Source organism: Streptomyces sp. NRRL F-5727 (assembly GCF_000719555.1).
Lineage (GTDB): Bacteria > Actinomycetota > Actinomycetes > Streptomycetales > Streptomycetaceae > Streptomyces.
The window spans coordinates 245,759-259,143 of the sequence record NZ_JOGX01000001.1 but is presented as its reverse complement, the minus strand read 5'-3'; the positions used below and the strand labels follow the sequence as shown (position 1 = coordinate 259,143).

At 72.0% G+C, this 13,385-nt stretch carries 13 protein-coding genes; 9 read left to right on the top strand and 4 right to left on the bottom strand.

Annotation, left to right across the window (positions count from 1 at the left end):
- Positions 1–15: 15 nt before the first annotated feature.
- The 4 genes from IF73_RS0101255 to IF73_RS0101240 form a co-directional block, all read right to left on the bottom strand.
- Entirely contained in the window at positions 16–717 is a 702-nt protein-coding gene (locus IF73_RS0101255; protein ID WP_031002437.1) for a FadR/GntR family transcriptional regulator, read from the bottom strand.
- An 87-nt stretch (positions 718–804) separates the two neighbouring features.
- Positions 805–1,848, bottom strand: a complete 1,044-nt coding sequence (locus IF73_RS0101250; protein WP_031002435.1) for an ABC transporter permease — start codon at positions 1,846–1,848, stop codon at positions 805–807.
- A 2-nt stretch (positions 1,849–1,850) separates the two neighbouring features.
- Positions 1,851–3,437, bottom strand: a complete 1,587-nt coding sequence (locus tag IF73_RS0101245) for a sugar ABC transporter ATP-binding protein (protein ID WP_031002433.1) — start codon at positions 3,435–3,437, stop codon at positions 1,851–1,853.
- Between the two features lie 102 nt (positions 3,438–3,539).
- A complete protein-coding gene (locus IF73_RS0101240; RefSeq protein ID WP_031002431.1) occupies positions 3,540–4,589 on the bottom strand; it encodes a sugar ABC transporter substrate-binding protein in 1,050 nt (349 codons plus the stop codon).
- 576 nt (positions 4,590–5,165) lie between these two features.
- Here IF73_RS0101240 and IF73_RS0101235 point away from each other — a divergent pair.
- Genes IF73_RS0101235 through IF73_RS0101195 form a run of 9 tightly spaced genes read left to right on the top strand, consistent with a single transcriptional unit; the run spans position 5,166 to position 13,185 of the window.
- Positions 5,166–6,017 (top strand): fumarylacetoacetate hydrolase family protein, encoded by an 852-nt coding sequence (locus IF73_RS0101235; RefSeq protein ID WP_031002429.1) that lies wholly within the window; start codon positions 5,166–5,168, stop codon positions 6,015–6,017.
- Between the two features lie 11 nt (positions 6,018–6,028).
- Entirely contained in the window at positions 6,029–7,366 is a 1,338-nt protein-coding gene (locus IF73_RS0101230) for an L-fuconate dehydratase (protein ID WP_031002427.1), read from the top strand.
- Complete coding sequence (locus tag IF73_RS0101225; protein WP_031002424.1) at positions 7,363–8,121, top strand: SDR family NAD(P)-dependent oxidoreductase; 759 nt, start codon at positions 7,363–7,365, stop codon at positions 8,119–8,121. The genes IF73_RS0101230 and IF73_RS0101225 overlap by 4 nt, the downstream gene beginning before the upstream one ends.
- Positions 8,118–9,110, top strand: coding sequence for an aldo/keto reductase (locus tag IF73_RS0101220; protein WP_031002422.1), 993 nt, complete (start codon positions 8,118–8,120; stop codon positions 9,108–9,110). The genes IF73_RS0101225 and IF73_RS0101220 overlap by 4 nt, the downstream gene beginning before the upstream one ends.
- Positions 9,107–9,418 (top strand): L-rhamnose mutarotase, encoded by a 312-nt coding sequence (locus tag IF73_RS0101215; protein WP_031002420.1) that lies wholly within the window; start codon positions 9,107–9,109, stop codon positions 9,416–9,418. Before IF73_RS0101220 ends, IF73_RS0101215 begins: the two co-directional genes overlap by 4 nt.
- Positions 9,415–10,323 (top strand): amidohydrolase family protein, encoded by a 909-nt coding sequence (locus tag IF73_RS0101210; protein ID WP_031002418.1) that lies wholly within the window; start codon positions 9,415–9,417, stop codon positions 10,321–10,323. Before IF73_RS0101215 ends, IF73_RS0101210 begins: the two co-directional genes overlap by 4 nt.
- Complete coding sequence (locus IF73_RS0101205; protein WP_031002416.1) at positions 10,314–11,054, top strand: (Fe-S)-binding protein; 741 nt, start codon at positions 10,314–10,316, stop codon at positions 11,052–11,054. The genes IF73_RS0101210 and IF73_RS0101205 overlap by 10 nt, the downstream gene beginning before the upstream one ends.
- Positions 11,051–12,550, top strand: a complete 1,500-nt coding sequence (locus tag IF73_RS0101200; protein WP_031002414.1) for a LutB/LldF family L-lactate oxidation iron-sulfur protein — start codon at positions 11,051–11,053, stop codon at positions 12,548–12,550. Before IF73_RS0101205 ends, IF73_RS0101200 begins: the two co-directional genes overlap by 4 nt.
- On the top strand, positions 12,547–13,185 hold the full coding sequence (locus tag IF73_RS0101195) for a LutC/YkgG family protein (RefSeq protein ID WP_031002412.1): 639 nt from the start codon (positions 12,547–12,549) through the stop codon (positions 13,183–13,185). The genes IF73_RS0101200 and IF73_RS0101195 overlap by 4 nt, the downstream gene beginning before the upstream one ends.
- Positions 13,186–13,385: the final 200 nt, after the last annotated feature.

The window sequence follows — 13,385 nt, the reverse complement described above, 5'->3', positions numbered from 1 at the left end:
CGCCCGACGGGCCGGTCACTCGTCGAGGGATCCCAGGGAGTCGTCGTCCAGGCCGGCGGCCAGCCACTGCTCCACGGCGCTGATGTGGGTGGTCGCGGTGGAGACGGCGAGCAGCGCGTCCCGCGCCTCCAGCGCGCGGAGGATCTCCTCGTGGTCCCTGTGCGCGTTCTCCAGGGCGTGGCTGGTCCGGCTTCCGCGCATGATGCGGACGCGCTGGGTGCGGGTGGAGAGCACGGACAGCAGCATGGACAGCACCGGGTTGCCGACGGCCTCGACGATCCTGAGGTGGAAGGCGATGTCGTGGGCGACGAACTCCTCGACGGTGGCCGCGGAGCGGCACTGGTCGAGGAGGTGGCGCAGTTCCTTCAGGTCGTCCGGTCGCAGCAGGGCGGCGGCGAGTCCGGTGGCCTGCGGCTCGAGGAGCCGGCGGACCTGGAGCAGCTGCAGGGCGGTCCGCCCCTGGGAGACGTCGGCCGCGAAGGAGAGGCTCTCGAGCAGCAGGTGGGGCTCCAGGCTGGAGACGTAGGTGCCGTCGCCCTGCCGGGTGATCAGGATCCGCATGGCGGTCAGAGCCCTGACGGCCTCGCGCAGCGAGCTGCGGGACAGGCCGAGCTGCTCGGCGAGGACCTCTTCCTTCGGAAGGCGGGAGCCGGGTGCGAGTTCGCCGGTGACGATCATCGCCTTGATCTTGTCGATGGCCTCGTCGGTCAGTGCCACGCGTCTGTCTCTCCAACCGGGTGTGTACGGGGCGGCGGCCCCGTCCGCCCGTTGCGGGGGCCTGGCGGAGCCGTTCGTGAGGTGAGGCTATTCCTGCTTCTCGCCGGAGGCGAAGCGGGAGATGACCAGGGCGACGATGATGATCAGGCCGTTGAGGAACTGGTTCCACAGCGGCGGCACCCCCGCCAGTGTCATGACGTTGACCACGAGCTGGAGGGTCAGCACACCCGTCAGGGCCCCGAACACCGAGCCCCTGCCGCCGTTGAGGCTCACGCCGCCGATGACGGTCGCCGCGAAGACCTGGAAGATCCAGCCGCTGCCCTGGGTCGCGGAGATGGAGCCGTAGTGGCCGCTGTAGAGGATGCCGGCGAAGGCGGCGAGCACACCGCCGACGACGAGGGCGATCCACACGATCCGCTCGACGCGGATGCCGGCGGTGCGGGCCGCCTCGGGGTTGCCGCCGATCGCGTACAGCGCCCGGCCGTGCCGCAGCCAGGCCAGCGCGCTGCCGCCGAGGGCGAAGAGCGCCGCGCAGACCCAGATCGCGGCCGGTACGCCGAGCCAGGACGCCTTGCCCAGATACGTGAACGACGGCGGCAGGTCGATGATGGACTGGCCCTCGGACAGGGCGACCTGGAGGCCGCGCAGCATGGTGAGGGCTCCCAGCGTCACGATGAAGCCGTTGAGACGCAGCTTGAGGATCAGGAATCCGTTGACGACGCCGATCAGCGCGCCGACGAGCAGGCACAGGGGTACGGCCGTCCACTCGGGAAGGAATCCGAGACCGCTGAACCGGCCTCCGCTCGCGGGCAGCACCAGCCACACGGCGACGAGGGGAGCGACGCCGATGGTCGACTCCAGGGAGAGGTCCATCCGCCCGCAGATCAGGATGAACGTCGTGGCGAGGACGAGCAGGCTCAGTTCGGTGGACTGCTGGGCGACGCCGATGAGGTTGTCGGCGGTGAGGAAGGCCGGCGAGACGATGAATCCGATCAGGCCGAGCACCAGGATGGCGGGGACGAGGGACAGCTCACGGAAGCGGCCGAGGTCGACGCGGCGACGCGCGGGGGCCGCGGCGGCCGGCTCCGCCGTGCTCGCTGCGGGCTCGGTGAGATCTGTGGTGGCGGACATGACTACCTTCCGTGCTTGTCGGTGCCGGACGCGGGGGAAGCGGTGCCGGTGTCGGCGACACCCTCGATCGCGGCGACGAGGTCCTCGTCCTTCCAGCCGCGCGGGAACTCGGCGACCGTTCGCCCGTGGAACATGACGACGACCCGGTCGCACACCCTGAGGTCGTCGAGCTCGTCGGACACGATCAGCGCGGCCTTGCCGTCGTCGGCGACCTGCCGGATGCGGCCGAGCAGGAACTCCTTGGACTTGACGTCCACACCGTTCGTGGGCCGGATGGCCACCAGGACGTCGGGGTCCGTGGCGAGGGCACGGGCGACCACGACCTTCTGCTGGTTGCCGCCGGAGAGGGCGGAGACGGGGGTGGCGGCTCCCGGGGTCTTGATGTCGAGATCCCGGATCACGCGCTGGGCGAAGGCCCTCGTCCGGGAGGGCAGCACCGTCCCGAACGGGCCGAGCTGGTCGGTGACGGTGAGCGTCGCGTTCTCCGCCACGCTGCGATCGTTCACCAGCCCCTGGAGATGGCGGTCCTCGGGAACCAGACCCACTCCGGCGGCGAGGGCGGACGGCACGCTGCCGGTGCGCACGAGCCTGCCGCCGGCCGAGATGCTGCCGCCCTTGGCGCGATGCAGACCGGCGACGGCCTCGCCCACCTGTACGTTGCCGCTGGCGGCCGAACCGGCGAGTCCCACCACCTCACCCGCGTGGACCGAGAGCGACAGCTTCTCGCAGACTCCGGGAAGCGTGAGCCCGTCGATCCTCAGCAGCTCCGCCGAGCCGGCCGCCACCACCGGGGTTCTGCCCTCCGCCACGGGCGTGACGGAGGCGGACTCGCCGGTCATCGCCTCGACCAGCGCCTGACGGCCGAGCCGGGCCACCGGCGCGGTGAGGACGTGCGCCGCGTCGCGGTAGACCGTGACGGTGCTGCAGAGGTCGTACACCTCCTGCAGGTGGTGGGAGATGAAGAGGAAGGCGACGCCCTGCTCCCGGAGGTCGCGGAGCTTGTCGAAGAGGCGACCGATGCCACGGGCGTCGAGCTTGGCGGTCGGCTCGTCGAGGATGATGAAGCGCGCGCCGAAGGACAGGGCGCGGGCGATCTCGACGAACTGCCGCTGCTCGACGGTGAGGTCCTTCGCGCGTGCGGCGGGGTCGACCTCGACCCCGTACTCACCGAGCAGCTCCTCCGCGCGGACCCGGAGCTGCTTCCACCGGATGCGCCGCAGCGGTCCGGCGCTCTGCCGGTTGAGGAAGAGGTTCTCGGCGACCGTGAGGTCGCCGATGACCGTGGAGTGCTGGTAGACGCAGGCGACGCGGGACCGCCAGGCGTCGATGTCGCCGACGGCGGGTGCCGGCGCGCCGGAGAAGCGCAGGGATCCGGTGTCGGGCCGCTGGAGTCCGGTGAGGACGGACACGAGCGTCGACTTGCCGGCGCCGTTGCGTCCGACCAGCGCGTGCGACTCGCCCGCCGCGACGCTGATGCGGGCGTCGCGCAGGGCGACGGTCGCGCCGAACCGTTTGGTGATGCCGGTGGCCTCGGCCACCGGGGCCGGATGCCCGGGGCCGGGTGCCGGACCGGTCGCGGTGTCCGCCATGGTGCGTACCGTCCTTCGTGTGCGGATGCGGGGGTGCTGGGGGAGACGCGGGGCGCGGTGCGGGGAGACGGCTGTGTCCCCTCCCCGCCGCGGCTGTCGGGGTCAGCCGACGTTGTTGCCCCACAGGGTCTTGTCCTCGACGTTCTCCTTGGTCACCAGCGGCGCGGGCAGCTGGTCCTCCAGACCGTTCGGGATCTTGACGATGGTGGAGCCGTGGTCCGTCGCGCCCGGCTGGAACGTCTTGCCCTCGGTCGCCGCCTTGGCGTAGTACAGGGCGTACTTGGCGTAGAGGTCGGCGGGCTGGGAGACGGTGGCGTCGATGTGTCCCTTGCGGATCGCGTCGAACTCCTGCGGGATGCCGTCGTTGGAGATGATCGAGATGTGGCCCTTCTCGCCCGCCGGCCGCAGCAGTCCCTTCTGCTCCAGGAGCGACAGCGTGGGCTGCAGGAAGACGCCGCCGGCCTGCATGTAGATGCCGTTCAGATCCGGGTGCTGGGCGAGCAGCGACTGGAGCTTCGCGGACGCCACGTCGCCCTTCCAGTCGGTGGGCAGCTCGAAGACCTTGATCTTCGGGAACTTCGTCTTCATGCACGCGGCGAACGCCTCGGAGCGGTCGCGCCCGTTGATCGAGTCCAGGGCGCCCTGCAACTCGGCGACCTTGCCGACGCCGTTCAGCTGCCTGCCGAGGAACTCGCACGCCTTGGTGCCGTACGCCCGGTTGTCGGCCCTGACCACCATGTAGACGTCGCCCCTGTCCGGACGGGTGTCGACGCTGACCACCGGGATCTTCGCGGCCGACAGGGTGTCGAGGGTGGACGCCACGGCTCCGGTGTCCTGGGGCGCCATGACGACGGCCTTGGCCCCGGTGTTCTGGAACACCTGCACGTTGGCGACCAGCTTGGTGACGTCGTTCTGCGAGTTGCTCAGGGGGAGGGTGTGGATGCCTCCGGACGCGATGTCCTGGTTCAGGTACTGCGCGTAGGAGTTCCAGAAGTCCGAGTCGGAGCGAGGCAGGTCGATGCCGATGGCGGGCTTGCCGCCGGCGGAGGCGGCCGAGTCCGCGCCCTCGCGGTTGCACGCGGTGGCGAGGGACAGGGCTGCGAGGACGGCGGCGGCTGCCGTGGCGGTGGAACGGGTGCGAGCGGGCTTCATGACCGTGTTCTCTCCTGTAGCCGGGGCGGGGGAGCCGCAGAGCGGGGGTGGGAGGTGGTGGATCCGCCTGCCGGGTCGGGCCGAGCCGCCGGAGGGGCGGCGGGCGACCCGGCGCGTGGGTGCGGGACGGTGCCCGGGGACTGCGGGTGAGGTCCAGCCGTCGACCGAGGCTTCGGAGGCGAGGGGCCACACCTCGCGGAGACCAGGGAGCGGACGTAGGAGGTGTCCCGCATTCCTCCGATGTATCGCGGACGTCGAGGACGTTACGGCGGTGTTGCCGAGATTGACAAGGGTCCGCTCACGCTGATTTCCCCACGTGCGGCCCGCGGCTCCTGTGAGCCTCTCCGGGCTTCTGGCGTAAGGGAATGCGCGTCTCGCCATCCCGGATCCCGGGGTGTGACCCCGGCGCTCGCAGATACATCGGATGTATCCGTTGCGAGTCCCGCGCCTTTGCGTCTACAGTCGCGCTGCCGCCATACCTCCGATGACTCGGCCCGACGTCCGCAGGTGGCGGGTCGTCGAACGCCCGCTGCGGCCGACCTCCTCGACGAACCAGCCATGGCAAGGGAGTTGTCTGTGAAACTGCTACGCGTCGGTGCCCCGGGTGAGGAGCGCCCCGCCGTCCGGACCGAGGACGGCCGGCTGCTCGACCTCTCCTCCGTGGCCTCCGACATCGACGGCGCCTTCCTCGCCTCCGGCGGCCTCGACCGGGCCCGTACGGCGCTGGCGGAGGGATCGCTGCCCGAACTGGACCCGGAAGGACTGCGTGTCGGGGCACCCGTCGCCCGGCCCGGCAAGGTCGTCTGCATCGGCCTGAACTACCGGGACCACGCCGCCGAGACCGGCGCGCCGATCCCCGCACGGCCGGTCGTGTTCATGAAGGACCCCGGCACGGTCGTGGGCCCGTACGACGAGGTGCTGATCCCCCGCCGCTCCGTGAAGACGGACTGGGAGGTCGAACTCGCCGTCGTCATCGGCCGCCGGGCGCGCTACCTCGACGGACCCGCCGCAGCACGCGCCGTGATCGCGGGATACGCGGTCAGCCACGACGTGTCGGAGCGCGAGTTCCAGCTGGAGCACTCGCCGCAGTGGGACCTGGGCAAGTCCTGCGAGACCTTCAACCCCCTCGGCCCCTGGCTCGTCACCGCCGACGAGGCCGGCGACCCCCAGAACCTCGGACTCCACCTGAGCGTCAACGGTGTGAAGCGGCAGCACGGCCACACCCGCGACATGATCTTCCCGGTCGACCACATCGTCTCGTACCTCAGCCAGTACATGGTCCTGGAGCCGGGCGACGTCATCAACACGGGCACCCCCGCCGGCGTGGCCCTCGGCCTGCCCGACACCCCCTTCCTCACCCCCGGCGACACCGTCGAGCTGTCCGTCGACGGACTCGGCAGCCAGCGCCAGACCTTCGGCCAAGCGTGAAAGGCACCCCCTTGACTGCAACCCCCGCCCGGATCACCGCGGTCGACACCTTCGACATCCGCTTCCCGACCTCGCGGGAGCTGGACGGCTCGGACGCGATGAACCCGGACCCCGACTACTCCGCCGCCTACCTGATCCTGCGCACCGACGCCGGCGACGGGCACGAGGGACACGGCTTCACCTTCACCATCGGACGCGGCAACGATGTCCAGGTCGCCGCCGTCGACGCGCTGCGCCACCACGTGGTGGGACGCGACGTGGCGGACCTGTGTGCCGACCCGGCCTCGCTCAGCCGTGACCTCGTCGGAGACAGCCAGCTGCGCTGGCTCGGCCCCGAGAAGGGCGTGATGCACATGGCGATCGGCGCCGTCGTCAACGCCGTGTGGGACCTCGCCGCCAAGCGGGCCGGCAGGCCGCTGTGGCACCTGCTCGCCCACGCCACCCCGGAGTGGCTGGTCTCCCAGATCGACTTCCGCTACATCGCCGACGCCCTCACCCCCGACGAAGCCCTCCGCCTCCTCCACGAGGGGCGCGCCGGCCTCGCCGAGCGCGAGACGGCGCTGCTGGCAGGCGGCTACCCCGCCTACACCACGTCCCCGGGCTGGCTCGGCTACTCCGACGACAAGCTCACCCGGCTCGCCCGGCAGGCCGTCGCGGACGGCTTCACCCAGATCAAGCTCAAGGTCGGCGCCGACCTCGACGACGACATCCGCCGCCTGCGCACCGCACGCGCCGCCCTCGGCGCCGGCATCCGCATCGCCATCGACGCCAACCAGCGGTGGAACGTGCACGAGGCGATCGACTGGACCGGCGCCCTCGCCGAATTCGACCCCTACTGGATCGAGGAGCCCACCAGCCCCGACGACATCCTCGGCCACGCCGCGATCCGCAAGGCCGTGACACCGGTGAAGGTCGCCACCGGCGAGCACGTGCAGAACCGGGTCGTCTTCAAACAGCTCCTGGAAGCCGGCGCCCTCGACGTCCTCCAGATCGACGCCGCCCGGGTCGGCGGGGTGAACGAGAACCTCGCGATCCTGCTGCTCGCCGCCAAGTTCGGTGTGCCGGTCTGCCCGCACGCCGGCGGCGTGGGACTGTGTGAGCTGGTACAGCACCTGTCGATGTTCGACTACCTGGCGCTGTCCGGCACCACCGAGAACCGCGTGATCGAATACGTCGACCACCTCCACCAGCACTTCACCGAGCCCGTGGTGATACGCGACGGCCACTACACCGCGCCGCTCGCCCCCGGCTTCTCCGCCACCATGCGAGCGGAGTCCATCGCCGAGTACCACTACCCGGACGGGACGTTCTGGGTCGCCGACCGCACCGGACAGGAGAACGCGGCATGACCGATCTGGAAGGCCTCAGGGCCGTGGTCACCGGCGGCGCCTCCGGCATCGGACTGGCCACGGCCCGGACGCTGGCCGAGCGCGGCGCGGCGGTCGCCGTGCTCGACCTCGACCCCGCCGGGGTCCCCGAACCGCTGCTCGCCCTCACGGCCGACGTCGGGGACGACGCCTCGGTACGCGCGGCCGTGGACGCCGCCGCCGAACGACTGGGCGGCATCGACATCCTCGTCAACAACGCGGGCATCGGCGCCGCCGGGACCGTCGAGGACAACGACGACGAGCAGTGGCACCGCGTCCTGGACGTCAACGTCGTCGGCATGGTCCGCACCACCCGGGCCGCCCTGCCGCACCTGCGCCGGTCCACGCACGCCGCCGTCGTCAACACCTGCTCCATCGCGGCCACCGCCGGGCTGCCGCAGCGGGCCCTCTACTCCGCGAGCAAGGGCGCCGTCCTGTCCCTGACCCTCGCCATGGCCGCGGACCACGTCCGCGAGGGCATCCGGGTCAACTGCGTCAACCCCGGCACCGCCGACACCCCCTGGGTGAGCCGGCTCCTCGACGCCGCCGAGGACCCCCGGGCCGAGCGCGCCGCCCTCGAAGGCCGTCAGCCCTTGGGCCGACTGGTCACGGCCGAGGAGGTGGCGGCCGCCATCGCGTACCTCGCCGGCCCCGCCGCGGCCAGCGTCACCGGCACCGCGCTCGCCGTCGACGGCGGCATGCAGGGACTGCGCCTGCGCCCGGCGGCCCACTCGTGAGCACCACCACCCTCCAGGTCTCACGACTGGCGCTGGGCTGCGCCGCCCTCGGCAACCTCTACGAACCGGTGAGCGACGAGACGGCCCGCGCCACCGTGGACGCCGCCTGGGACGCCGGCGTCCGCACCTTCGACACCGCGCCCCACTACGGTCTGGGCCTGTCGGAACGGCGCCTCGGGGCAGCCCTGCGCGACCGCCCCCGAGACGAGTACACCCTCTCCACCAAGGTGGGCCGCCTCCTCGTGCCCGACGCCGGGGGCCACGGCGACGACCTCGCCCACGGCTTCGCCGTCCCGGCGACCCACCGTCGGGTCTGGGACTTCAGCGCCGACGGCGTGCTGCGCTCCCTGGAGGCCAGCCTCGACCGTCTCGGCCTCGACCGCGTCGACCTCGCCCTGCTGCACGATCCGGACGACCACGCCGAACAGGCCCTGCGCGAGGCGTACCCGGCGCTGGAGCGGCTGCGCGCCGAAGGCGTGGTCCGCCGCGTCGGCGTCGGGATGAACCGGTCCGCGCTGCCCGCCCGCTTCCTGAGGGAGACCGACATCGACGTCGTCCTCCTCGCCGGCCGCTACACCCTGCTCGACCAGGGCGGGCTCGACGAGCTGCTGCCGGAGGCGACCGCCCGCGGCCGTGGCGTGATCATCGGAGGCGTACTCAACTCCGGTCTGCTCACCGCCCCGAGGCCGGGCGCCACCTACGACTACGCGCCCGCCCCGCAGCCGGTTCTCGACCGTGCCCTGCGGCTCCAGGAGATCAGCGAACGCCACGGCGTACCCCTGCGCGCCGCCGCCCTGCGCTTCCCGTTCGCTCACCCCGCCGTCGAGAGCGTCCTGACGGGCGCGCGGTCCCCCGAAGAGGTGCGCGACACCGTGGAACAGCTGCGCCGGCCCGTTCCGGACGCGCTGTGGGACGAACTGCGCGCCGAGGGGCTCCTCGCCCCTGACGTCCCCGTTCCCCAGGCCGGACCGCCGAAGGAGGAGGCATGAGGATCGCCCTGCACACCAGGGTCCGCGCCGACCGGGTGGAGGAGTACGAGGCGGCCCACCGGGAGGTGCCCGAGGAGCTGACCGCGGCCATCCGCGCCGCCGGTGTCCGCGAGTGGACGATCTGGCGCAGCGGCACCGATCTGTTCCACGTCCTCGAGGTGGACGACTACCCGTCGATGCTCGCCGAGCTCGGGAAGCTGCCGGTCAACCTCGCCTGGCAGGCACGGATGGCCGGCCTCCTGGACGTCGTCCACGACTACTCCGACGAGGGCGCGGACGCCTCGCTGCCGGTGGTGTGGCAGCTGTGACCGCCCCCCACCCCGAGCTCCGCGTCGTCGACGCCCACCATCACGTCTGGCAGCTGTCCGTACGCGACCAGGACTGGATCTCCGGACCCGAACTGGAGCCGCTGCGCCGCGATTTCACCCTCGCCGACCTGGAGCCGGAGGCCCGCGCGGCCGGTGTCGCCGCCACCGTGCTCGTACAGACGATCACCGTGCCGGAGGAGACCCCGGAACTCCTGGCCCTGGCCGCGCGCAGCGACCTGGTCGCCGGTGTGGTCGGCTGGACCGACCTGACCGCCGTCGACGTCGCGGAGACCCTCGCGGGCCTGCGCGCCGGCCCGGGCGGCGAGCACCTGGTCGGCATCCGCCACCAGGTGCAGGGAGAGCCGGACCCCCGCTGGCTCACCCGCCCCGGCGTGCTGCGCGGCCTTGCCGCGGTCGCCGAGGCCGGACTCGTCTACGACCTCGTGGTGAAGCCCCATCAGATGGAGGCGGCGGCCGAGGCCGCCGAGCTCCTGCCGGGACTCACCTTCGTCCTCGACCACCTGGGCAAACCGCCCATCGAGTCCGGTGCACTCGACCCCTGGGCCGGGCGGATCCGACGACTGGCCTCCCTGCCCAACACCGTCTGCAAACTCTCCGGGATGGTCACCGAGGCCGACTGGCGGTCATGGACTCCGGACGACCTCAGGCCCTACGCCGACACGGTCCTCGACGCCTTCGGCCCGCGGCGGCTCATGTACGGCTCCGACTGGCCCGTCTGCCGTCTCGCCGCCGGCTACGCCGAAGTCCTCGGCACCGCACACGCGGTGACGGAGCGACTCGACCCCGGGGAACGCCACGAGGTGTTCGCCGGCACCGCGCTCCGGACGTACGGGCTGACCGTCACCGGCCCTCAGGGGTCGCCGAAGGAAGAACCATGCGCATAGCCCTCTTCATCACCTGTTTCAACGACACGATGTTCCCCCGCACGGGCCGGGCGGTGACCGCGCTCCTGGAGCGCCTCGGCCACACCGTCGAGTTCCCGCAGGGGCAGACCTGCTGCGGCCAGATGCACTTCAACACCGGATACCGCCGCGAGGCCCTGCCCCTGGTGCGCCGCTTCGCCGAGGTCTTCGCGGGCTACGACGCCGTCGTCGCCCCGTCCGGATCCTGCGCGGGCATGGTGCGCGGCCACCACCGGGTGGTGGCCGCCCGGTACGGGGACCCGGCCCTCGCCGATGCGGTCGACCGGGTGACGCCGACGGTCTACGAACTGTCGGAACTCCTCGTCGACGTGCTCGGCGTCACCGACGTCGGCGCGTACTTCCCGCACCGCGTCACCTACCACCCGACCTGCCACTCGCTGCGCATGCTCCGGGTCGGGGACCGGCCCCTGCGGCTGCTGCGCGCCGTACGCGGCATCGACCTCGTCGAACTGCCCGACGCCGGATCCTGCTGCGGCTTCGGCGGCACGTTCGCGCTGAAGAACGCGGACGTCTCCAACGCCATGCTCGCCGACAAGACGCGCCATGTCCTGGGCACCGGCGCCGAGATCCTGTGCGCGGGCGACAACTCGTGCCTGGCGCACATCGGCGGTGGTCTCTCCCGCCTCCGTACGGGCGTCGGCACCATGCACTTGGCCGAGATCCTGGCCGCCACGGAAGGACACGCATCGTGAGCGGTGCCGACAACGTCGTGTGGCTGGGAGCTCCGGCATTCCCCGAGGCCGCGCGCCACGCGCTCGCCGACAGCCGGTTGCGCGCCAACCTGCGCCGGGCCACCGGCACCATCCGGGACAAGCGGCTCGCGGTCGCCGCCGAACTCGACGACTGGGAGGAGCTGCGGGAGACGGCGGCCGCCGTCAAACGCCATACGCTCCGCCACCTGGACCACTACCTCCTGCGCCTGGAGGAGGCGGTGACCGCGGCGGGTGGAACGGTCCACTGGGCCGCCGACGCCGCGGCGGCCAACCGCATCGTGACCGACCTGGTCCGGGCGACCGGCGAGCGTGAGGTCGTCAAGGTCAAGTCGATGGCCACGCAGGAGATCGGCCTCAACGGGGCGCTCGCCGACGCCGGCATACGCGCCTTTGAGACCGATCTCGCCGAACTCATCGTGCAGTTGGACGACGACCGCCCCTCCCACATCCTCGTGCCGGCCATTCACCGGAGCCGCTCCGAGATCCGGGAGATCTTCCTGCGGGAGATGGGGGAGTGGGGCAGGCCGGCCCCGGACACGCTCACCGACGACCCGCGCGATCTCGCCGAAGCCGCCCGCCTCCATCTGCGGGAGAAGTTCCTGCGGGCCAAGGTCGCCGTGTCCGGCGCCAACTTCGCCGCCGCCGACACCGGCACGGTGGTGGTCGTGGAGTCGGAGGGCAACGGGCGCATGTGCCTGACCCTGCCGGAAACCCTGATCACGGTCATGGGCATCGAGAAGGTCCTGCCCAGCTTCGCCGACCTGGACGTCTTCCTCCAGCTCCTGCCGCGCTCCTCGACCGGCGAGCGCATGAACCCGTACACCTCGCTGTGGACCGGCGTCACCGACGGAGACGGACCCGGCGTCTTCCACCTGGTGCTGCTCGACAACGGCCGCACCGCCACGCTGGCCGACGAGGTGGGCCGCCAGGCGCTGGCCTGCATCCGCTGCTCGGCCTGTCTCAACGTGTGCCCGGTCTACGAGCGCACCGGCGGTCACGCCTACGGCTCCGTCTATCCCGGTCCGATCGGCGCCGTCCTGACCCCGCAGCTCGTCGGCGTCGAGAACGCCGCCTCCCTGCCCTTCGCCTCCACTCTGTGCGGTGCCTGCTACGACGCCTGCCCCGTGAAGATCGACATTCCGGAGGTGCTGGTCCATCTGCGCGCCGAAGCCGTCGAGGCGAAGCGGCGCCGCCGGCTGCTGCCCACCACGGAGGCGCTGGCGATGAAGGCCGCCGGCGCCGTCCTCTCGTCGCCTCGGCGCCTCGCCGCGGTCCAGGGGCCGGCCGCCCTCGGAGCCCGCCTGCTGTCCCGAGACGGCCGGATCGGCGTGCTGCCGGGTCCGTTCGCCCGCTGGTCCGGTACCCGGGACACGCCCGTGCCACCCCGGGAGTCGATGCGGGCCTGGTGGCGGCGTACGAGGACGGGCACGCGAGACGAAGGCCGTACGGCGACGGAGCGGGAGGAACGACGATGAGTGATCGAGAGGCCGTGCTGAGCGCGGTGAGGGCGGCGCTGGCCGGCGTACCCGATTCCGAGAGCCCCGACGACGCTCCTGCGCGTGGCCCCGGCGCCGACCACGCGGGGCCGGACGTCGTCGGGCTGTTCAGCGAGCGCGCCGCCGAATACCGGGCGGTGGTGGTCAGGGGGGCGGCGGCCGACGCCGCCGCGGCGGTGGGCCGCGCGTTGGCGCGTACCGGAGCGCGTTCCGTGGTCGTGCCGCCCGGACTTCCCGCGGATCTGCTCCCCGAGGGGCCGTGGGAGTGGCTCACGGACGTGCCGCCCCTCGCGGTCGGCCGACTGGACGGGGCGGACGCCGTGATCACCACCGCCGCCGCCGGCATCGCCGTCACCGGCACGGTGGCCCTCGACCACGGACCCGGGCAGGGACGCAGGGCGCTGACCCTGCTGCCGGACCAGCACGTCTGCCTGATCAGGGCGGACCGGATCGCCCCCGACGTCCCCGAGGCGCTGGGCCTGCTCGACCCGTACCGGCCGCTGACGCTCGTCTCGGGGCCTTCGGCCACCAGCGACATCGAACTCGACCGGGTGGAGGGCGTGCACGGGCCCAGGGTCCTGGACATCGTCGTGATCGAGGAGAGCCCGCAGTAAACCTCCGATGTATATACCCAACCGTGCGGCCGGGTCGATGAATCGGCGGGGACGTGGAGGGTGCACGACTCTAGACATCGGATCTCTTGCGGCGCCAAGATGACGACGCCTTCGGCGAAAGCCGCTGCGCCCCCACTTCCCCGCAAGCCAGCCCCTCCATGGATGGGAGACCGCGCCATGCCCGATGAGGCCCGACCGCA

Bases quoted from the DNA above. Each gene is read 5' to 3' on its own strand.
- IF73_RS0101205 (WP_031002416.1), top strand. From the start codon at position 10,314: ATGCGCATAGCCCTCTTCATCACCTGTTTCAACGACACGATGTTCCCC.
- IF73_RS0101215 (WP_031002420.1), top strand. From the start codon at position 9,107: ATGAGGATCGCCCTGCACACCAGGGTCCGCGCCGACCGGGTGGAGGAG.
- IF73_RS0101195 (WP_031002412.1), top strand. From the start codon at position 12,547: ATGAGTGATCGAGAGGCCGTGCTGAGCGCGGTGAGGGCGGCGCTGGCC.
- IF73_RS0101250 (WP_031002435.1), bottom strand. From the start codon at position 1,848: ATGTCCGCCACCACAGATCTCACCGAGCCCGCAGCGAGCACGGCGGAG.
- IF73_RS0101225 (WP_031002424.1), top strand. From the start codon at position 7,363: ATGACCGATCTGGAAGGCCTCAGGGCCGTGGTCACCGGCGGCGCCTCC.
- IF73_RS0101240 (WP_031002431.1), bottom strand. From the start codon at position 4,589: ATGAAGCCCGCTCGCACCCGTTCCACCGCCACGGCAGCCGCCGCCGTC.
- IF73_RS0101245 (WP_031002433.1), bottom strand. From the start codon at position 3,437: ATGGCGGACACCGCGACCGGTCCGGCACCCGGCCCCGGGCATCCGGCC.